The 18,366-nt window shown below is 56.6% G+C and carries 19 protein-coding genes; 11 read left to right on the forward strand and 8 right to left on the reverse strand.

The window, feature by feature from the left end; translation table 11 throughout:
• Positions 1-253: 253 nt before the first annotated feature.
• Together AC1VYI_RS10370 and bglB are read left to right on the forward strand one after the other, a co-directional pair.
• Entirely contained in the window at positions 254-1,837 is a 1,584-nt protein-coding gene (locus tag AC1VYI_RS10370; protein ID WP_134866058.1) for an MFS transporter, read from the forward strand.
• A 4-nt stretch (positions 1,838-1,841) separates the two neighbouring features.
• Positions 1,842-2,981 (forward strand): beta-galactosidase BglB, encoded by a 1,140-nt coding sequence (gene bglB / locus AC1VYI_RS10375; protein ID WP_134867364.1) that lies wholly within the window; start codon positions 1,842-1,844, stop codon positions 2,979-2,981.
• A gap of 35 nt (positions 2,982-3,016) precedes the next feature.
• Here the strand turns inward: bglB and argS are convergent, their stop codons facing one another.
• Positions 3,017-4,750, reverse strand: a complete 1,734-nt coding sequence (gene argS, locus AC1VYI_RS10380) for an arginine--tRNA ligase (protein ID WP_047647442.1) — start codon at positions 4,748-4,750, stop codon at positions 3,017-3,019.
• A 239-nt stretch (positions 4,751-4,989) separates the two neighbouring features.
• Between argS and AC1VYI_RS10385 the strand changes: the two genes are divergently transcribed.
• Together AC1VYI_RS10385 and cutC are read left to right on the forward strand one after the other, a co-directional pair.
• Complete coding sequence (locus AC1VYI_RS10385; RefSeq protein WP_482880528.1) at positions 4,990-5,550, forward strand: VOC family protein; 561 nt, start codon at positions 4,990-4,992, stop codon at positions 5,548-5,550.
• Between the two features lie 78 nt (positions 5,551-5,628).
• Positions 5,629-6,372 carry a copper homeostasis protein CutC gene (cutC, locus tag AC1VYI_RS10390; RefSeq protein ID WP_134866060.1) on the forward strand — a complete coding sequence of 248 codons (744 nt, stop codon included), beginning with the start codon at positions 5,629-5,631 and terminating at the stop codon, positions 6,370-6,372.
• Between the two features lie 262 nt (positions 6,373-6,634).
• Here cutC and cmoB read toward each other — a convergent pair whose 3' ends face one another.
• The 5 genes from cmoB to AC1VYI_RS10415 are packed head-to-tail and all read right to left on the reverse strand — an operon-like array spanning position 6,635 to position 10,215.
• Positions 6,635-7,606, reverse strand: coding sequence for a tRNA 5-methoxyuridine(34)/uridine 5-oxyacetic acid(34) synthase CmoB (gene cmoB, locus AC1VYI_RS10395; protein WP_023312242.1), 972 nt, complete (start codon positions 7,604-7,606; stop codon positions 6,635-6,637).
• Entirely contained in the window at positions 7,603-8,346 is a 744-nt protein-coding gene (cmoA, locus tag AC1VYI_RS10400) for a carboxy-S-adenosyl-L-methionine synthase CmoA (RefSeq protein WP_045355967.1), read from the reverse strand. Before cmoA ends, cmoB begins: the two co-directional genes overlap by 4 nt.
• Positions 8,347-8,386: 40 nt before the next feature.
• Positions 8,387-8,782: an MAPEG family protein gene (locus tag AC1VYI_RS10405; protein ID WP_021240443.1), complete on the reverse strand. Its 396-nt coding sequence runs from the start codon at positions 8,780-8,782 to the stop codon at positions 8,387-8,389.
• Between the two features lie 51 nt (positions 8,783-8,833).
• Entirely contained in the window at positions 8,834-9,652 is an 819-nt protein-coding gene (locus AC1VYI_RS10410) for a DUF72 domain-containing protein (protein ID WP_134866061.1), read from the reverse strand.
• Entirely contained in the window at positions 9,649-10,215 is a 567-nt protein-coding gene (locus AC1VYI_RS10415) for a hydrolase (RefSeq protein ID WP_047061094.1), read from the reverse strand. Before AC1VYI_RS10415 ends, AC1VYI_RS10410 begins: the two co-directional genes overlap by 4 nt.
• 263 nt (positions 10,216-10,478) lie before the next feature.
• Here AC1VYI_RS10415 and aspS point away from each other — a divergent pair, with 263 nt between their 5' ends.
• The 6 genes from aspS to ruvB all read left to right on the forward strand — a co-directional run bounded on the left by aspS (position 10,479) and on the right by ruvB (position 15,734).
• A complete protein-coding gene (gene aspS / locus AC1VYI_RS10420) occupies positions 10,479-12,251 on the forward strand; it encodes an aspartate--tRNA ligase (protein ID WP_482880562.1) in 1,773 nt (590 codons plus the stop codon).
• Between the two features lies 1 nt (position 12,252).
• Entirely contained in the window at positions 12,253-12,696 is a 444-nt protein-coding gene (nudB, locus tag AC1VYI_RS10425) for a dihydroneopterin triphosphate diphosphatase (protein ID WP_008500446.1), read from the forward strand.
• Between the two features lie 27 nt (positions 12,697-12,723).
• Positions 12,724-13,464 carry a YebC/PmpR family DNA-binding transcriptional regulator gene (locus AC1VYI_RS10430; protein WP_008500447.1) on the forward strand — a complete coding sequence of 247 codons (741 nt, stop codon included), beginning with the start codon at positions 12,724-12,726 and terminating at the stop codon, positions 13,462-13,464.
• A 34-nt stretch (positions 13,465-13,498) separates the two neighbouring features.
• Complete coding sequence (gene ruvC, locus AC1VYI_RS10435; protein WP_003859749.1) at positions 13,499-14,020, forward strand: crossover junction endodeoxyribonuclease RuvC; 522 nt, start codon at positions 13,499-13,501, stop codon at positions 14,018-14,020.
• Positions 14,021-14,100: 80 nt separating this feature from the next.
• Positions 14,101-14,715 (forward strand): Holliday junction branch migration protein RuvA, encoded by a 615-nt coding sequence (ruvA, locus tag AC1VYI_RS10440; RefSeq protein WP_045355971.1) that lies wholly within the window; start codon positions 14,101-14,103, stop codon positions 14,713-14,715.
• A gap of 8 nt (positions 14,716-14,723) precedes the next feature.
• Positions 14,724-15,734: a Holliday junction branch migration DNA helicase RuvB gene (ruvB, locus tag AC1VYI_RS10445; protein WP_023312235.1), complete on the forward strand. Its 1,011-nt coding sequence runs from the start codon at positions 14,724-14,726 to the stop codon at positions 15,732-15,734.
• 57 nt (positions 15,735-15,791) lie between these two features.
• Here ruvB and znuB read toward each other — a convergent pair whose 3' ends face one another.
• Positions 15,792-16,577: a zinc ABC transporter permease subunit ZnuB gene (gene znuB / locus AC1VYI_RS10450; RefSeq protein WP_029741768.1), complete on the reverse strand. Its 786-nt coding sequence runs from the start codon at positions 16,575-16,577 to the stop codon at positions 15,792-15,794.
• Entirely contained in the window at positions 16,574-17,329 is a 756-nt protein-coding gene (gene znuC, locus AC1VYI_RS10455) for a zinc ABC transporter ATP-binding protein ZnuC (RefSeq protein WP_023312233.1), read from the reverse strand. Before znuC ends, znuB begins: the two co-directional genes overlap by 4 nt.
• A gap of 77 nt (positions 17,330-17,406) precedes the next feature.
• On the opposite strand from znuC, the gene znuA reads away from it, so the two are divergent.
• Entirely contained in the window at positions 17,407-18,351 is a 945-nt protein-coding gene (znuA, locus tag AC1VYI_RS10460) for a zinc ABC transporter substrate-binding protein ZnuA (protein ID WP_045404493.1), read from the forward strand.
• Positions 18,352-18,366 lie beyond the last annotated feature (15 nt).

Below are 18,366 nucleotides of genomic sequence, written 5' to 3' on the forward strand. Positions count from 1 at the left end.
TTTTCACCAGCCATCAGGCCATTCTGATGGCTGGCTCTCAAAACTGACCTCTCCTTTTGATCAAATGGAAACGCTGTTTTATAAATCAGTGACGCGCGTGACCCTACTCTTTGTATTTTTGCCATGCACCCTCTCAGGAGTGGCAGAAACAGAAAGGTATCAACAGGTCGATGCATTTACTGTAGCCGTATAAAAGCTCCCGGACGAAGCGTGCTTGCAGGGAGTCTCCTGAAACTGATTAGGGTTGACGGCAATGAAAACACGTAAAATTGGACTCGCGAATTATCTTGCTTACGGGTCAGGTGATTTTCTCGGGGCGGGTACCACCGCCCTGACGGCGGCCTGGCTTTTATATTTTTATACCACCTTCTGCGGGCTTTCACCGATCGAAGCAACGTTCATCTTTGCCGCGGCAAGGGTGCTGGATGCCGTCGTTAGCCCGTTGATGGGCTTTTTAACCGATAACTTTGGTACGACCTGGCTCGGTAAGCGCTTTGGCCGCCGTAAGTTCTTTATTCTGCTGGGGATCCCGTGCGTGTTCAGCTACTCGCTGATGTGGGTTGGGGACATGAGCTTCGGGTACTACCTGCTGACCTATCTGCTGTTTGATATTGTTTACACCATGATTCTGGTGCCGTACGAAACGCTGGTGCCGGAAATGACCGATGACTTTAAGCAGAAAACCAAGTTCTCCGGGGCGCGTATCGCTATGGCCCAGATGTCTGCCATTCTCGCTTCCTTCCTGCCGGGGATCCTGTTGACCTGGTTCGGGAAAGACAACGCGGTTTCCTTCTTCTACGCAAGCCTGGTCTTCTCCGTGCTCTGCGCGCTGATGCTGACCTTCGTCTGGTTCTTCACCTGGGAACGTCCGCGCGAAGAGTGGTCTGAAGCGGCACTGCGTGCTGAAGAAGAGAAGAAGAAGCTGACGATAGGGCAAAGCCTCAACCGCCTGATCGTTGAGCTCAGCTCCACGCTGCGCATCAAGATTTTCCGTCAGCATTTGGGCATGTACCTCGGCGGCTATATCGCGCAGGACGTGTTTAACGCGGTATTCACCTACTACGTAGTGTTCGTGCTGATGCAGGAAGCGTCAGTGGCGTCCAGTCTGCTGGGCACGATGGCCATCTTCCAGTTCCTTGCAGTTATCGCCATGATCCCGCTGTGTATCCGCTTCGGGCCTGCGCCGTCCTACCGCATGGTGGTGGTGCTGTTTGGCCTGGCGTCAATTTCCTACGCCGTGCTCTATTACGCGGGCCTGAGCGACGTTTACGCTCTGCTGTTGCTGATCTCTGCGGTGGCTGGGCTGGGGCGCGGCGGGATCAACTACGTGCCATGGAACACCTACACCTACATTGCTGACGTGGATGAGGCGATCACCGGCCAGCGCCGCGAAGGGATCTTCGCGGGCATCATGACCCTGACCCGTAAGGCGTCACAGGCCGGTGCGGTGATGCTGGTGGGCATTGTGATGCAGATGTCCGGCTTTGTCAGCGGTCAGAAAGTACAGCCTGCGGAAGTGAGCCACACCATTTTGACGATCCTGAGCGTGGGCACCATCCTGGTGCTGTTCTGCGGCTTCCTCGTTTCCCTGCGCTTCAGGCTCAATTTGCAGACCCACAGCACGCTGCGCGAGGAGACCGCGAAAATGCGCGAGTGTGGTCATGCGATGCCTGAGTCAGCGACGCCACACGCCCGCGCCACCGTCGAGATGCTGGCCGGTATGCCCTATGAGTCACTGTGGGGCAATAACAACATCGGTTATCTGAATCGCAACAAGCCAGCGGCACCCTCTCTGAAAGAGCGCGCGGTACTGAATTCGACATACAACAGAGGTTAAGATGATGAAAGTTTGGCCTGTCAAACATAGCCCGTTACTGCGTCAGCCAGAGCGCTTTATCGCCCGGGACGAGCTGAAATCGCTGATTCAAAAGGTGACGCATAGCCTGGTCAATATCCACGACAAAACGGGTGAATTTTTGCTGCGGCTGGACGACGGGCGCGTGATCGACACCAAAGGCTGGGCCGGATGGGAGTGGACGCACGGCGTTGGCCTGTACGGTATCTGGCAGTATTACTGCCAGACCGGCGATGAAAGTATGCGAGACATTATCGACAGCTGGTTTGCCGACCGCTTTGCGGAAGGCGCGACCACCAAAAACGTGAATACCATGTCGCCGTTCCTGACGCTGGCATATCGCTACGAAGAGACCAAAAATCAGGCCTGGCTGCCGTGGCTGGAAAGCTGGGCGGAATGGGCGATGGCCGAGATGCCGCGCACGGAACACGGCGGGATGCAGCACATCACCCTGGCGGAAGAAAACCATCAACAGATGTGGGATGACACGCTGATGATGACGGTGCTGCCGCTGGCGAAAATCGGCAAGCTGCTCAATAAGCCGGAGTACGTTGAAGAGGCGGTCTATCAGTTCCTGCTGCACGTGCAGAACCTGATGGACCGGGAGACCGGGCTGTGGTTCCACGGCTGGAGCTATGACGGTAATCATAACTTTGCCCGTGCCCGCTGGGCGCGCGGCAACAGCTGGCTCACCATCGTCATCCCGGACTTCCTTGAGCTGGTGGATCTGCCGGAAAGCAACGCGGTGCGCCGCTACCTGGTGCAGGTATTGAATGCGCAGATTGCCGCGCTGGCGAAATATCAGGACGACAGCGGGCTATGGCATACGCTGCTCGACGATCCACATTCTTATCTTGAGGCGTCCGCCACGGCAGGGTTTGCCTACGGCATTCTGAAAGCCGTGCGCAAGCGCTACGTTGGCGCGGAGTATGTCGAAGTGGCAGAAAAAGCGATTCGCGGTATCGTCAAAAATATTTCGGCGGAAGGCGAGCTGTTGCAAACGTCGTTCGGCACGGGCATGGGCAGCGATCTTGAGTTTTATCGCCAGATCCCGCTGACGTCTATGCCGTACGGACAGGCGATGGCGATTCTCTGTTTGACGGAATATTTACGGAAGTATTTCTGATAAGAAAAAACCCGGCGCTTGCCGGGTTTTTTGTATTACATGCGTTCTACGGTTTCGATACCCAGGGTATCCAGACCCAGCTTCAGGGTCTTCGCCGTGAGCTGCGCCAGCTTCAGGCGGCTGTTGCGGACCGATTCGTTTTCCGCAGACAGAATAGGGCAGTGTTCGTAGAAGCCGGAGAACAGACCCGCCAGATCGTACAGGTAAGCACACATCACGTGCGGCGTACCGTCACGCGCGACAACCGTCAGCGTCTCTTCAAACTGCAGCAGGCGCGCCGCCAGCTGTGCTTCACGATCTTCCGTGATGGTCACTGCCGCATTCGCCAGTACGCTTTCATCAATGTTCGCCTTACGGAACACCGAGAGCACGCGGGTGTAGGCGTACTGCATGTAAGGCGCCGTGTTGCCTTCAAACGCCAGCATGTTATCCCAGTCGAAGATATAGTCGGTGGTACGGTTCTTGGAGAGATCCGCGTATTTCACCGCACCGATACCCACGGCATTGGCCAGTTTTTCCAGCTCATCGGCAGGCATGTCCGGGTTCTTCTCGGCCACCAGACGGCGGGCGCGTTCCAGCGCTTCGTCCAGCAGGTCGGACAGCTTCACGGTACCGCCCGCACGGGTTTTGAACGGCTTGCCGTCTTTGCCCAGCATCATGCCGAACATGTGGTGTTCCAGCGGAACGCAATCCGGCACGTAACCGGCTTTACGCACGATAGTCCACGCCTGCATCAGGTGCTGGTGCTGACGGGAGTCGATGTAGTACAGCACGCGATCGGCATGCAGCGTCTCGTAACGGTATTTCGCACAGGCGATGTCTGTGGTGGTGTAGAGATAGCCGCCATCCTTTTTCTGGATGATCACGCCCATCGGTTCGCCTTCCTTGTTTTTATACTCATCAAGGAACACCACCGTTGCGCCTTCGCTCTCTACCGCCAGGTTTTTCGCTTTCAGGTCAGCCACAATGCCGGGCAGCATTGGGTTGTAGAGACTTTCGCCCATCACGTCGTCACGGGTCAGGGTGACGTTCAGACGGTTATAGGTCAGCTGGTTCTGAGACATGGTGATGTCGACCAGCTTGCGCCACATCTCGAGGAAGTATTGGTCGCCGCCCTGCAGTTTTACCACATAGCTGCGCGCGCGCTCGGCAAAGGCTTCGTCTTCGTCGTAGTGCTTTTTGGCTTCGCGGTAGAACCCTTCCAGATCCGCCAGCGCCATTTCACCTGCGTTTTCCTGCTGCTGTTTTTCCAGGTAAGCAATCAGCATGCCGAACTGGGTACCCCAGTCGCCCACGTGGTTCGCGCGGATCACCTTGTGACCGAGGAATTCTAGCGTGCGCACCGCGGCATCACCGATGATGGTGGAGCGCAGGTGGCCAACGTGCATCTCTTTCGCAACGTTCGGGGCAGAGTAGTCGATCACGACGGTCTGCGCCTCCGGCTGGGAAACGCCCAGACGGTCAGATTTCAGCGCCGCGTCAACGTGGCTTGCCAGGAATGCAGGCTCAAGGAAGATGTTGATAAAGCCCGGACCGGCGATTTCGGTTTTGCTGGCAATGCCGGAAAGATCCAGATGCGTCAGTACCTGCTCAGCGAGCTGTCGCGGCGGCATGCCCAGTTTTTTAGCCACTGCCATCACGCCATTAGCCTGATAGTCGCCAAACTGTACTTTTGCTGACTGACGAACCTGCGGTTCGCAATCCGCAGGCGCGCCTGCGGCAATCAGTGCCTGACTGACTTTTTCGGAGAGAAGAGCCTGAATATTCACCTGGATACCTTACGTTTTTGATGCGGGCTTACAACCGCCCGCGCCAGTTAAAGAATTTAGGGCGGGAGTATACTGCAAATGCCCTCTGGCGTCAGCATTGCGGGGCCTGAAGATTGCTCAGAATCCAGGCGGTGAAGGTGTGCATAATCATGCAGTCGCAAAAAGCCAGATTCTGCGGTTGGTCAAAACAGGGCAACAGAGTAAATTAGCGGCTTTGCGACATGAAAAGAGAGTGACTTATGGCGAACTGGCAATCCATTGACGAACTGCATGATATTTCCGCAGATTTACCGCGCTTCACCCAGGCGTTCACAGATCTTGCCACCCGTCTTGGTCTGGATATCGCGCCGCTTGAGGCCGATCACATCTCTTTGCGCTGTCATCAGAATGCCACGGCCGAGCGCTGGCGTCGCGGGTTCGAACGGTGCGGCGAGTTGCTCTCCAAGAACATCATCAATGGTCGCCCCATTTGCCTGTTCAAATTGCATGAACCGGTGAACGTGGCGCACTGGCAATTCACCGTGGTTGAACTGCCGTGGCCGGGCGAGAAACGCTATCCGCACGAAGGCTGGGAGCATATCGAAATTGTCCTGCCGGGTGAGCCGGTAACGTTGAACGCGCGCGCGCTGGCCCTCCTTTCCGACGAAGGCTTAAGCAAGCCGGGAATTTTTGTGAAGACGAGTTCACCCAAAGGCGAGCGCGAGCGGTTACCTAACCCGACGCTGGCCGTCACTGACGGACAGGTCACGGTGAAGTTTCATCCGTGGACCATTGAGCAGATCGTTGCCAGCGAAGCGTAAGAGATGTGAGTTCACGCCGGGACTGAAAACGGACGGCGTGTCATGATATTTCGTTTAGTGGAATTTCAGGAGGATTAAATGGCGCTGCTGGAGATTTGTTGTTACAGCGTGGAGTGTGCCGTGACCGCGCAAAAGCACGGGGCTGACCGCATTGAACTGTGCGCGGCACCCAAAGAGGGCGGGCTGACGCCGTCTTACGGCGTGTTGAAGTCTGCTCGTCAGGCCGTCACCATTCCCGTTCACCCGATTATTCGTCCGCGCGGCGGTGATTTTTGTTACACGGCGGGCGAGTTCAATGCCATGCTTGATGATATCGCGCTCGTTCGGGACCTCGGGTTTCCAGGGCTGGTGACCGGCCTGCTGGATGAAGATGGCAATATCGATATACCGCGCATGCGTCAGATTATGAGCGCCGCGCAGGGGCTGGCCGTCACTTTTCATCGCGCATTTGATATGTGTAAAGATCCGCTTCAGGCCTTTGAAACGCTTGGAGAACTTTGCGTGGCGCGCATCCTGACATCGGGTCAGCAGGCGTCAGCTGAAAAAGGACTGCAATTAATTACGGAACTAAAAGCACATTCCGGTGTTCCAATAATAATGGCGGGTGCGGGAGTCCGCGCCAGCAATCTGGAACGGTTTTTAAACGCCGGGGTAGAAGAGCTGCACAGCTCCGCGGGTAAATGGATACCTTCGCCCATGCGTTATCGCAATACAGGATTGTCAATGTCGACGGATGCTGAAGCGGATGAGTATTCACGCTATGGCGTAGAGGGAGAGTCGGTTGCGGAAATGAAGTCGCTGATTGAGCGCCATCACGTGTAGCAACGTACCGATTTTTACCGCGCATCATGTCGCCCAATATGATGCTTGCTTGTACCAGGCCCCTGCAATTTCAACAGGGGCCTTTTTTTGTCTTTCATGTTTCAAGCCGCAGCTGCGTTGGCCGCCTCGCTCACCCCGGTCACTTACTGATGTAAGCTCCCGGGGATTCGCTGCGTAGCCGCCTTGCTGCAACCTGAACTATTTCGGAGAAAACGTGCTAAGAGTAGGCCGGTTAAGGCGTAGCCGCCACCCGGCTAAAAGGCTACGGCTTGGTCGCAATCAACACCGCACGCATTGGAGCCGGATAGCCTTCGATGGTTTTGCTGTGGTCGGCCGGGTCGAGGAACTGCTCCAGCGATTCGGTGATCATCCAGTCGGTGCGGCGCTGTTCCTCGAGCGAGGTCACGCTGACGTCGGCAATCCGCACATCCACAAACCCGCACTTCTCCAGCCAGTTCTTCAGCGCCAGCGCGGAAGGGATGAAGTAAACGTTGCGCATCTGCGCGTAGCGATCGCCCGGCACAAGAACGGCATGTTCATCGCCTTCAATTACCAGCGTTTCCAGCACCAGCTCGCCGCCGCTGACCAGCTGATCCTTCAATTGCCACAGGTGTTCAAGCGGGGAACGACGGTGGTACAGCACGCCCATGGAGAAGACGGTATCAAAGGATTTCAGGGCAGGGAGTTGTTCAATGCCCAGCGGCAGCAGGTGCGCGCGCTGGTCGTTACCCAGCAGCTTGCGCACCGCTTCAAACTGGCACAGGAACAGCTGCATCGGGTCAATACCGACCGCCAGATGCGCGCCCGCGCCAATCATGCGCCACATGTGGTAACCGCTGCCGCAGCCCACGTCCAGTATGGTACGTCCGGTCAGGTCGGAAAGGTGAGGCAGAACGCGATCCCATTTCCAGTCCGAGCGCCATTCGGTATTGATGTTCACGCCGTAAAGTGAAAACGGCCCTTTGCGCCACGGCATCAGGTTACGCATCAGCGTTTCGATGCGGTTGATCTGTCCGGCCGGAAGCGGCTCTTCGCTCTCGGCGGTTACGCTGTGGAGAAGATCCAGACGATGCGGGGTCAGTTCGGGCAGAAACTCCACCGCATTTGACCACTGCTTTAACAGGCCGTGCTGCTGATCGCGCTGCCAGGCGGCAATCTGCGCGGGCAAGGTTTCCAGCCAGTGGGAGAGCTGGTTTTTGGCAATCAGCTGATAGAAGTTACTGAATTCGATCATGCGGATTCTCCCGCTTTCAACGCCACCAGAGAGCCGAAGTTAAAGCACTGGAACCACAGTTCGCTGTGCTCAAATCCGGCTTTGCGCAGGCGCGCTTTGTGGGTTTCTACGGAATCCGTCAGCATCACGTTTTCGAGCATGCTGCGCTTCTGGCTGATCTCCAGCTCGCTGTAGCCGTTCGCCCGTTTGAAATCGTGGTGCATATTGAACAGCAGTTCGCCAACCTCGGCATCTTCGAAGCTGAATTTCTCCGAGAGCACCAGCGCGCCGCCGGGATTCAGCCCCTGATAAATTTTGTCCAGCAGCAGCTGACGGTCTTCAGGCACCAGGAACTGCAGGGTGAAATTCAGCACCACCATCGAGGCGTTATCGATCTCAATATCGCGGATATCGCCTTCCACCACGTCTACCGGAACAGGGGCTTTGTAAGCGTCAATGTGGCGACGGCAGCGCTCAACCATAGCCGGGGAGTTATCGACGGCAATGATTCGGCAGCCTTCGTGGTGAACGTTACGACGAACCGACAGCGTTGCCGCGCCGAGCGAGCAGCCCAGGTCATAGACCTGCGTGCCGGGTTGAACGAAGCGCTCAGCCAGCATGCCGATCATAGAGATAATATTGGAATAACCGGGAACAGAGCGCTGGATCATATCCGGGAAGACTTCGGCTACCCGTTCATCGAAGGTCCAGTCGCCCAGGCTGGCGATAGGCGCGGAAAAAAGCGTGTCGCGATCTGACATAACGTAAAAATCCGGGAAAAATAAAGTGGCGTATTGTGCGCTAATGGAGGGAGAAAACCAACTCCCACGGCATATACCACAGGTTAGCCAGCACCATCAGCAAAAGCGAACACCAGGTCGCACTCATGCCGGAACGACGCCAGCGGATTAAGCGGTGGTGAAAACCGTAATAGTGCATCAGGCGGCCAGCAATAAGAAGCAGGCCACAGATGTGCACCATCCAGGTTTCTGCGCCATTCATCTCCATAAACAGCAGCAGGATTAAGGCTGCGGGGATGTATTCGACCGCGTTGCCATGAATGCGGATAGCGCTTTGTAGCTCGGAAAATCCGCCGTCACCGTAAGAGACGCGGTACAGCGTTCTGAGGCGCACAACATCAAATGAAAACTTAATCAGCAGTAATGCACCTAACACCGCATACAGCGCGCTGACCATACAAACTCCCTGTTTTTGGCAGATGGCACTTCACTATGATAGGGGGTGATATCAGAAAAGAGAAGATTGTTGTGGGATGGAAGGGGCGCTGCCCACGGACGGCACCGCAGCCTGCAAGACCTGCCAAAGAGCATCGACCAGTTCGGGGGCCTGGGCAATATCCGGCGTGTGCAAAAAGAGATACGGCGTGGTGGCGTGTTCCCACGAGGCCAGTTTTTCCAGCCAGACGGCGAACATCGCCTGGTTTTGCTGCATGTTGTCGCTGCCGATAAATCTGACCATTGGGTTATGCGCGGTCACGATGGCGTGGACCGGCACTTTCGGTTTTTTACGCTGAGCTTCAACGATGGCTTCGCTATGGGGGACAGCGCTGTGCACCGGTCGGCTATCGAGGATCACCCGGTTAACGGAACGCTCAAGCAGGCCGCGATTGAGCGCTTTTTCTGCTTCGCCCTTCGCAAAAAATTCAGGATGCCTGACTTCAACGCCGTAGGTGAATTCGCGGGGCAGGGCATCCAGGAACTGCCAGAGCGCAGGCAAATCGCGCGGGCCAAACGTGGCGGGTAGCTGGATCCAGTACTGACCGATGCGGTTCGCGAGCGGCGACATGCGCGTAAAAAACTCTTCGGTCAAATCACCGCAGTTGCGCAGCGCGGCCTGGTGGGAAATGGTGGACGGAAACTTAAAGCAGAAGCGGAAGTCGTCGGTGGTTTGTTCCCGCCAGCGCGCAACAATCTCGGCTTTGGGGAGCGCATACAGGGTGGTGTTACCCTCGACACAGTTGAAGTGCCGGGCATACTCCTCAAGGCTGGTGATGCCAAGGCGCACCCATTTCGGGTGCGACCACTGGGGCAGGCCCACGTACATCATAGCGCGCTGACAATCTCATCCGTGCTGCGCACGCGGCCGATGCGCGGGAAGATATGGGTCATGCTGCCCTGGTGCTGTTCCGCTGAGGCCGCGCTGCAGGCATCTTCGGCGATCACCAGATTAAAGCCCAGCTCCCACGCGTTGCGGGCGGTAGACTCCACGCCGATGTTGGTGGAAATGCCGCACAGGATGATGGTGTCGATGCCGCGACGGCGGAGCTGCAGTTCGAGATCGGTACCGTAAAATGCGCCCCACTGGCGTTTGGTCACTTCAATATCGCTGTCGCGTTTGCCGAGTGCTGCCGGGTACGTCCACCAGTTTTCCGGCAGGGCGCGTGCAGGAACCTGGGCATCAACGGGCTGTTTTAACGCTTCGGCGTAATCAGCGGACCAGCCGACGCGCACCATGACAACAGGCGCACCGCTGGCACGACATGTTTCCGCCAGGCGAGCAGCGCGGTTGACCACATCATCCGCAGTATGCGGGCCACCGGCGAAGGGCAGAATGCCTTCCTGTAAATCAATCACAACAAGTGCGGTTTTACTGGCATCAAGTGTTAACATCGTTACTCCCGTTAAATGAATCACTTCCAGACACCATACGACGTGATGGCCTGTTCCTGGGCGGATAATTTTGTTAATTTTTGTGAGAATGCGCAATAAGAGTGCAGCAAACGACCGCCTGGCCGTGGTTCGCTCTTATCGTCCGGCGGAATTTCCAGTATAATAGCCGCCTTTTTTCATCCAGTTGTGACATACAGAAAGCTGCGACATAGTAGCCTGCATACCAGGCGACATTTAGCCTGCGGCTAATTAAGGGATATCTCATGCGTACAGAATATTGCGGGCAGCTGCGTCAGTCCCACGTCGGACAGCAGGTAACCCTGTGTGGTTGGGTCAATCGTCGTCGTGATCTTGGTAGCCTTATCTTCATCGATATGCGCGACCGCGAAGGTATCGTTCAGGTGTTCTTCGATCCGGATCGCGCAGATGCGTTGAAGCTGGCCTCTGAGCTGCGTAATGAGTTCTGCATTCAGGTTACCGGCACAGTGCGCGCGCGTGACGAGAAAAACGTCAACGCCGACATGGCGACGGGTGCCATCGAAGTGCTGGCGTCCGATCTGGTGATCATCAACCGTGCAGATGCGCTGCCGCTGGACTCCAACCACGTCAACACTGAAGAAGCGCGTCTGAAATACCGCTACCTGGATCTGCGTCGTCCGGAAATGGCTCAGCGCCTGAAAACCCGTGCGAAAATCACCAGCCTGGTGCGCCGCTTTATGGATGACCACGGTTTCCTCGACATCGAAACCCCGATGCTGACCAAAGCCACGCCGGAAGGCGCACGCGATTACCTGGTTCCATCCCGCGTTCATAAAGGCAAATTCTACGCGCTGCCGCAGTCTCCACAGCTGTTCAAACAGCTGCTGATGATGTCCGGCTTCGATCGCTACTATCAGATTGTTAAATGCTTCCGCGACGAAGACCTGCGCGCTGACCGCCAGCCAGAATTTACCCAGATCGATGTGGAAACCTCCTTCATGACCGCCGAGCAGGTGCGTGAAGTGATGGAAGCTCTGGTGCGTAGCCTGTGGAACGACGTGAAAGGCGTTGAGCTGGGCGATTTCCCTATCATGACCTTCGCTGAAGCCGAGCGTCGTTACGGCTCTGACAAACCAGACCTGCGTAACCCGATGGAGCTGGTGGACGTAGCAGACCTGGTGAAAGGCGTTGAGTTTGCCGTATTCGCTGGCCCGGCTAACGATCCTAAAGGCCGCGTAGCAGCGCTGCGTGTAGCGGGTGGTGCTGCCCTGAGCCGCAAGCAGATCGACGACTACGGCAACTTCATCAAGATCTACGGCGCGAAAGGTCTGGCCTATATTAAAGTTACCGAGCGTGCGAAAGGTCTGGAAGGCATCACCAGCCCGGTAGCGAAATTCCTGAACGCGGACATCGTGGAAGCGATCCTTGAGCGCACCGGCGCGCAGGACGGCGACATGATCTTCTTCGGCGCAGACAACAAGAAAGTCGTGGCGGATGCGATGGGCGCGCTGCGTCTGAAGCTCGGCAAAGACCTGAGCCTGACCGACGAAAACAAATGGGCGCCGCTGTGGGTTATCGACTTCCCAATGTTTGAAGACGACGGTGAAGGTGGCCTGACCGCAATGCACCACCCGTTCACCTCGCCAAAAGAGATGACGGCGGCAGAGCTGAAAGCGGCACCGGAAGATGCGGTCGCGAACGCTTATGACATGGTTATCAACGGCTACGAAGTGGGCGGTGGTTCCGTGCGTATTCACAGCGGCGAAATGCAGCAGACCGTGTTCGGCATTCTGGGCATCAACGAGCAGGAGCAGCGCGAGAAGTTTGGCTTCCTGCTGGACGCCCTGAAATACGGTACGCCGCCGCACGCGGGTCTGGCCTTCGGTCTTGACCGTCTGACCATGCTGCTGACCGGCACCGATAACATCCGTGATGTTATCGCCTTCCCGAAAACCACTGCCGCAGCGTGTCTGATGACCGAAGCGCCAAGCTTTGCCAACCCGGCCGCACTGGCCGAACTGGGCATTGATGTGGTGAAGAAGGAAGAGAAAAACTGATATGACATATAAGCTCCCCGTTTCGGTCCTGGTGGTCATTTATGCAGAAGACACGAAGCGGGTGCTGATGTTGCAGCGGCGCGATGACCCTGAATTCTGGCAGTCGGTTACCGGCAGTCTGGAAGAGGGGGAGACCGCGCCGCAGGCCGCCGCGCGTGAAGTAAAGGAAGAGGTCGCCATTGACGTTGCCCGCGAGCAACTGACCCTGAAGGACTGTCAGCGCACGGTGGAGTTCGAAATTTTTAGCCATTTACGTCATCGCTACGCGCCGGGTACCGAGCGCAATACGGAGTCGTGGTTCTGTCTCGCTCTCCCCCATGAACGGGAGATCGTGTTTACCGAACACCTGACCTACCGCTGGGTGAATGCGGCGGACGCCGCCGCACTGACCAAGTCGTGGAGCAACCGGCAGGCGATTGAAGAATTTGTAATTAACGCAGCCTGAGAAGGCGCGATTTTTGGAGAACTTTTTATGGCAGGTCATAGTAAGTGGGCCAACACCAAACACCGCAAAGCGGCACAGGATGCCAAGCGCGGTAAGATCTTTACCAAAATCATTCGCGAGCTGGTGACAGCAGCGCGTCTGGGCGGCGGCGACCCGGCTTCTAACCCGCGTCTGCGCGCGGCGGTGGATAAAGCGCTTTCTAACAACATGACGCGTGACACCCTGAACCGTGCTATCGCACGTGGCGTGGGCGGTGATGAAGACGCGAACATGGAAACCATCATTTATGAAGGTTACGGTCCTGGAGGTACGGCGGTGATGGTTGAGTGCCTGTCCGACAACCGTAACCGTACCGTTGCGGAAGTGCGCCACGCGTTCACCAAAACCGGTGGCAACCTGGGCACTGACGGTTCCGTGGCTTACCTGTTCAGCAAAAAAGGCGTCATCTCCTTCGAGAAAGGCGACGAAGATGCGATCATGGAAGCGGCGCTGGAAGCCGGTGCGGAAGACGTAGTGACCTTCGATGACGGCGCTATCGACGTTTATACCGCGTGGGAAGAGATGGGTGCCGTGCGCGACGCGCTGGAAGCGGCTGGCCTGAAAGCGGACAACGCTGAAGTGTCCATGATCCCGTCTACCAAAGCGGACATGGATGCGGAAACGGCACCAAAACTGCTGCGTCTGATCGACATGCTCGAAGACTGCGACGACGTGCAGGAAGTGTACCATAACGGTGAAATCTCTGATGAGGTTGCAGCGACTCTCTGATGAGAGCCTGTAAACCCTTTACGGGAGACGCGTGATGTCGATTATTCTCGGGATTGACCCAGGCTCACGCGTCACCGGTTATGGCGTTATCCGTCAGGTGGGACGCCAGTTAACCTACCTGGGCAGCGGCTGTATTCGCACCAAAGTGGACGATCTTCCTTCGCGCCTGAAGCTCATTTATGCGGGCGTGTCGGAGATCATCACCCAGTTTCAGCCGGACTATTTCGCCATCGAGCAGGTCTTTATGGCGAAAAACGCCGATTCAGCGCTAAAGCTCGGTCAGGCGCGCGGTGTCGCCATCGTCGCTGCCGTGAACCAGGATTTGCCGGTATTTGAATACGCGGCCCGTCAGGTCAAACAGACGGTGGTGGGGATTGGTAGCGCGGAGAAAAGTCAGGTACAGCATATGGTGCGTACCCTGCTGAAGCTTCCCGCGAACCCGCAGGCCGACGCCGCCGATGCGCTGGCTATTGCGATTACCCACTGTCACGTCAGCCAGAATGCGATGCAAATGAGCGAGTCGCGGCTCAATCTGGCGCGAGGCAGGTTACGATAATGAGAAATCAGGCTGGATAAACATCCAGCCTTTTTTTATTATGTCGACAGTTAAATTCTCCCAGAACGCAGGAGCGTCACGTGATAGGCAGACTCAGAGGCATCATCATTGAAAAACAACCCCCGTTAGTGCTGCTGGAAGTGGGTGGCGTGGGCTATGAAGTCCATATGCCGATGACCTGCTTCTACGAGCTGCCGGACGCGGGCAAAGAGGCGATTGTTTTTACCCAGTTTGTGGTGCGTGAAGATGCCCAGCTGCTGTACGGCTTCAATAACAAGCAGGAACGGATCCTGTTCCGCGAGCTGATTAAAACCAACGGCGTTGGGCCGAAGCTGGCGCTGGCGATTTTGTCCGGCATGTCGGCACCACAGTTCGTGAATGCCGTTGAGCGTGAAGATCCTGCGGCGCTGATTAAGCTCCCGGGCATTGGTAAGAAAACCGCCGAGCGCCTGATTGTCGAAATGAAAGACCGCTTTAAAGGTCTGCATGGCGATCTGTTCACTCCGGCTGCCGATTTGGTACTGACCTCACCTGGCGGCCCTGCGACGGATGATGACGCCGAGCAGGAAGCGGTTGCCGCGCTGGTGGCGCTGGGCTATAAACCTCAGGAGGCCAGCCGTATGGTGAGCAAAATTGCCAAACCGGACGCCAGCAGTGAAACCCTGATTCGTGAAGCGCTGCGCGCTGCATTGTGAGGTAAAGGATGATTGAAGCAGACCGCCTGGTGTCGGCAGGCACTATTCAGGCAGATGACGTGGTGGATCGCGCGATTCGCCCTAAGCTGCTTGATGAGTATATCGGCCAGCCGCAGGTTCGTTCCCAGATGGAGATTTTCATCCAGGCGGCAAAGCTGCGCGGCGATGCGCTCGATCACCTGCTGATTTTTGGCCCTCCCGGTTTAGGGAAAACCACGCTGGCGAATATCGTCGCCAATGAAATGGGCGTCAACCTGCGCACCACCTCCGGCCCCGTGCTGGAGAAGGCGGGCGATCTCGCCGCGATGCTGACCAACCTCGAGCCGCATGACGTGCTGTTTATCGATGAGATCCACCGCCTGTCGCCGGTGGTGGAGGAAGTGCTCTATCCGGCGATGGAAGATTACCAGCTGGATATCATGATCGGTGAAGGCCCGGCCGCGCGCTCCATCAAAATCGATCTGCCGCCGTTTACCCTGATTGGCGCCACCACCCGCGCCGGGTCGTTGACCTCTCCGCTGCGCGACCGTTTCGGCATCGTGCAGCGTCTTGAGTTTTACCAGGTGGCGGATCTCCAGCACATCGTTGGCCGTAGCGCCCGCTATATGGGGCTCGAAATGAGCGAAGAGGGCGCGTTTGAAGTGGCGAAGCGTTCCCGCGGTACGCCGCGTATCGCCAACCGTCTGCTGCGTCGCGTGCGTGACTTTGCCGAGGTGAAGCACGATGGCTCGATTTCCGCGGAGATCGCCGCTCAGGCGCTGGATATGCTGAACGTCGATGCCGAAGGCTTTGACTATATGGACCGTAAACTGCTGCTGGCGGTGCTGGATAAGTTCTTTGGCGGCCCGGTCGGGCTGGATAACCTGGCTGCGGCTATTGGGGAAGAGCGTGAGACGATTGAAGATGTGCTGGAGCCGTATCTGATCCAGCAGGGCTTCCTGCAGCGTACCCCGCGTGGACGTATGGCAACGGTGCGGGCGTGGAATCATTTCGGCATTACGCCACCGGCAATGCCGTAATGTTGTGTTCCCTCTCCCCGAGGGAGAGGGCCGGTGAGGGCTTCTGCGCCCTCCATGTTAATTCGCGGTCTTTTTCATCATACTGAAGATAAACAGCACCGCCGCACTCAGCACCACTGACGGCCCCGCAGGCGTGTCATAGAACGCCGAGAAGGTTAACCCACCCGTTACCGCAATCATTCCGATAATCACGGCTACGCCGGCCATCTGCTCCGGCGTACGGGCAAAGCGACGCGCCGTGGCGGCAGGGATGATCAGCAGCGACGTAATAATCAGCGCGCCGACAAACTTCATTGCGACACCAATCGTTAACGCCGTCACCAGCATCAGCAGCAGTTTTACGCGCTGCAGCTTCACGCCGTCGACAAATGCCAGATCAGGACTGACGGTCATGGCCAGTAAATTCCGCCACTGCCAGAGCAGAATAGCGAGCACCACCACCACGCCAACGGCGATAGCGATGAGATCTTCCGGCGTCACGGCCAGCAGGTCGCCGAAGAGGTAGGCCATCAGATCCACGCGGATGTTCGACATCAGGCTGACCACCACAAGGCCCAGAGACAGGGCACTGTGCGCCATAATGCCAAGCAGCGTATCAATGGCGAGGTGAGGGCGCTTTTCCAGCCAGACCAGACCGGCGGCCAGCAGCAGCGTGACCACAATCACCGCGTAGAAGGGGTTTACATCCAGCAGCAGACCAAAGGCAACGCCCAGCAGAGACGCGTGCGCCAGGGTATCGCCAAAATAGGACATTCTGCGCCAGACAACAAACGAGCCGAGTGGACCCGCGGCGCAGGCAAGCATAATCCCGGCCAGCCAGCCGGGCAGTAACAGTTCAATCATGAGTGTCCATTTCCCCGACGCAGTACGATTCGTCCCTGCAAATCATGGCGATGATTATGATGATGACGGTAAATACCCAGCTGTTCAGCGCCGCGGGGGCCGAACATGGAGATAAACTCCGGATGCATTGACACCACTTCAGGCGTACCGGAGCAGCAGATATGGTGGTTGAGGCACAGCACTTCGTCGGTTTTTGCCATCACCAGATGGAGATCGTGAGACACCATCAGCACGGCGCAATCAAGCTCCCGACGGAGCTGGTCGATCAAATCATAAAGCGCAACCTGCCCATTCACATCCACACCCTGAGTTGGCTCATCCAGTACCAGCAGCTGCGGGCTGCTCAGCAGCGCGCGGGCAAGTAAAACACGCTGAGTTTCACCGCCGGACAGTTTTTGCAGCGGCGCATCGACAAGATGGCCCGCCTGCACGCGTTTCAGCGCCGGGAGAATATCGGCTTTACGGGTGCCGGGGCGCAGACGCAGGAAACGGCTGACCGTCAGCGGCAGCGTGGCGTCGAGGTGAAGTTTTTGCGGCACATAGCCAATACGCAATTTTTCCTCGCGCTTAATCACGCCTTCATCGGGTGCGACCAGACCCAGCACCACGCGCACCAGGGTGGATTTGCCTGCGCCATTGGGACCGAGCAGCGTCAGAATTTTGCCGGGCTTCAGATCGAGCGACACGTCAGAGAGGACGCGGCGCTGGCCGAATGAGACCGAGATATTTTCAAGAGAAACCAATGTCGTCATGTCATTTTAAGCTTGAAGAAGTCAACGAATGTTATAATATCACATTCCACGCATTCACTACGATGATTAGTCGCATTATGTTACATAAAAATACGCTTCTTTTCGCAGCATTATCCGCTGCCCTTTGGGGTACAACCGCACAAGATGTTAACGCTGCGGTTGTCGCTTCGCTTAAACCACTCGGTTTCATCGCGTCCGCCATTGCAGACGGGGTAACGGAAACCCAGGTTCTGCTCCCTGATGGTGCATCCGAGCATGACTATTCCCTGCGCCCGTCGGATGTAAAACGCTTACAAAACGCGGACTTAGTCGTCTGGATTGGTCCTGAAATGGAAGCGTTTATGCAAAAGTCAGCAAAACAGGTTGCTGGCGAAAAACAGGTCGCGATTGCCGAACTCTCCGGCGTGAAACCGTTGCTCATGAAAGGGGCGGATGACGACGGCGACGAACATGACCATCATGCCGCAGACGGCGAAAAAGGTGATGGAGATCACCATCACGGCGAGTACAACATGCATCTTTGGTTATCCCCAGAGATAGCGCGGCTTTCAGCGGTTGCAATCCATGACAAATTAGTGGAACTTATGCCGCAAAGTCGAGCCAAACTAGACGCCAACCTGAAGGATTTTGAGGCACAATTAGCCGCAACCGATAAGCAGGTTGGTAATGAGCTCGCACCGTTGAAAGGTAAAGGGTATTTCGTTTTTCATGACGCCTACGGCTATTACGAAAAACACTACGGTTTGACCCCACTGGGCCACTTCACCGTCAACCCTGAAATTCAGCCTGGTGCGCAGCGTTTACATGAAATCAGAACACAGTTGGTTGAGCAAAAAGCGACATGCGTTTTTGCTGAGCCACAGTTCAGGCCAGCGGTCGTAGAAGCCGTGGCCAGGGGAACATCCGTGCGCATGGGAACCCTTGACCCGCTAGGTACGAATATCCAGTTGAGCAAAGCGAGCTATTCGCAGTTCCTCAGCCAACTGGCGAACCAGTATGCGAGCTGCCTGAAAGGAGATTAACGAGGAAGTGAATAC

Source organism: Enterobacter sp. QK-SA4, from assembly GCF_056856775.1.

What these genes read in the sequence shown, in the direction of transcription:
- cutC (WP_134866060.1), top strand. Translation starts at nt 5,629, where the DNA reads ATGGCGCTGCTGGAGATTTGTTGTTACAGCGTGGAGTGTGCCGTGACC.
- AC1VYI_RS10415 (WP_047061094.1), bottom strand. Translation starts at nt 10,215, where the DNA reads ATGTTAACACTTGATGCCAGTAAAACCGCACTTGTTGTGATTGATTTA.
- cmoA (WP_045355967.1), bottom strand. Translation starts at nt 8,346, where the DNA reads ATGTCAGATCGCGACACGCTTTTTTCCGCGCCTATCGCCAGCCTGGGC.
- ruvC (WP_003859749.1), top strand. Translation starts at nt 13,499, where the DNA reads ATGTCGATTATTCTCGGGATTGACCCAGGCTCACGCGTCACCGGTTAT.
- ruvB (WP_023312235.1), top strand. Translation starts at nt 14,724, where the DNA reads ATGATTGAAGCAGACCGCCTGGTGTCGGCAGGCACTATTCAGGCAGAT.
- AC1VYI_RS10405 (WP_021240443.1), bottom strand. Translation starts at nt 8,782, where the DNA reads ATGGTCAGCGCGCTGTATGCGGTGTTAGGTGCATTACTGCTGATTAAG.
- nudB (WP_008500446.1), top strand. Translation starts at nt 12,253, where the DNA reads ATGACATATAAGCTCCCCGTTTCGGTCCTGGTGGTCATTTATGCAGAA.
- znuB (WP_029741768.1), bottom strand. Translation starts at nt 16,577, where the DNA reads ATGATTGAACTGTTACTGCCCGGCTGGCTGGCCGGGATTATGCTTGCC.
- cmoB (WP_023312242.1), bottom strand. Translation starts at nt 7,606, where the DNA reads ATGATCGAATTCAGTAACTTCTATCAGCTGATTGCCAAAAACCAGCTC.
- AC1VYI_RS10370 (WP_134866058.1), top strand. Translation starts at nt 254, where the DNA reads ATGAAAACACGTAAAATTGGACTCGCGAATTATCTTGCTTACGGGTCA.
- aspS (WP_482880562.1), top strand. Translation starts at nt 10,479, where the DNA reads ATGCGTACAGAATATTGCGGGCAGCTGCGTCAGTCCCACGTCGGACAG.
- znuC (WP_023312233.1), bottom strand. Translation starts at nt 17,329, where the DNA reads ATGACGACATTGGTTTCTCTTGAAAATATCTCGGTCTCATTCGGCCAG.
- znuA (WP_045404493.1), top strand. Translation starts at nt 17,407, where the DNA reads ATGTTACATAAAAATACGCTTCTTTTCGCAGCATTATCCGCTGCCCTT.
- AC1VYI_RS10385 (WP_482880528.1), top strand. Translation starts at nt 4,990, where the DNA reads ATGGCGAACTGGCAATCCATTGACGAACTGCATGATATTTCCGCAGAT.
- AC1VYI_RS10410 (WP_134866061.1), bottom strand. Translation starts at nt 9,652, where the DNA reads ATGATGTACGTGGGCCTGCCCCAGTGGTCGCACCCGAAATGGGTGCGC.
- AC1VYI_RS10430 (WP_008500447.1), top strand. Translation starts at nt 12,724, where the DNA reads ATGGCAGGTCATAGTAAGTGGGCCAACACCAAACACCGCAAAGCGGCA.
- bglB (WP_134867364.1), top strand. Translation starts at nt 1,842, where the DNA reads ATGAAAGTTTGGCCTGTCAAACATAGCCCGTTACTGCGTCAGCCAGAG.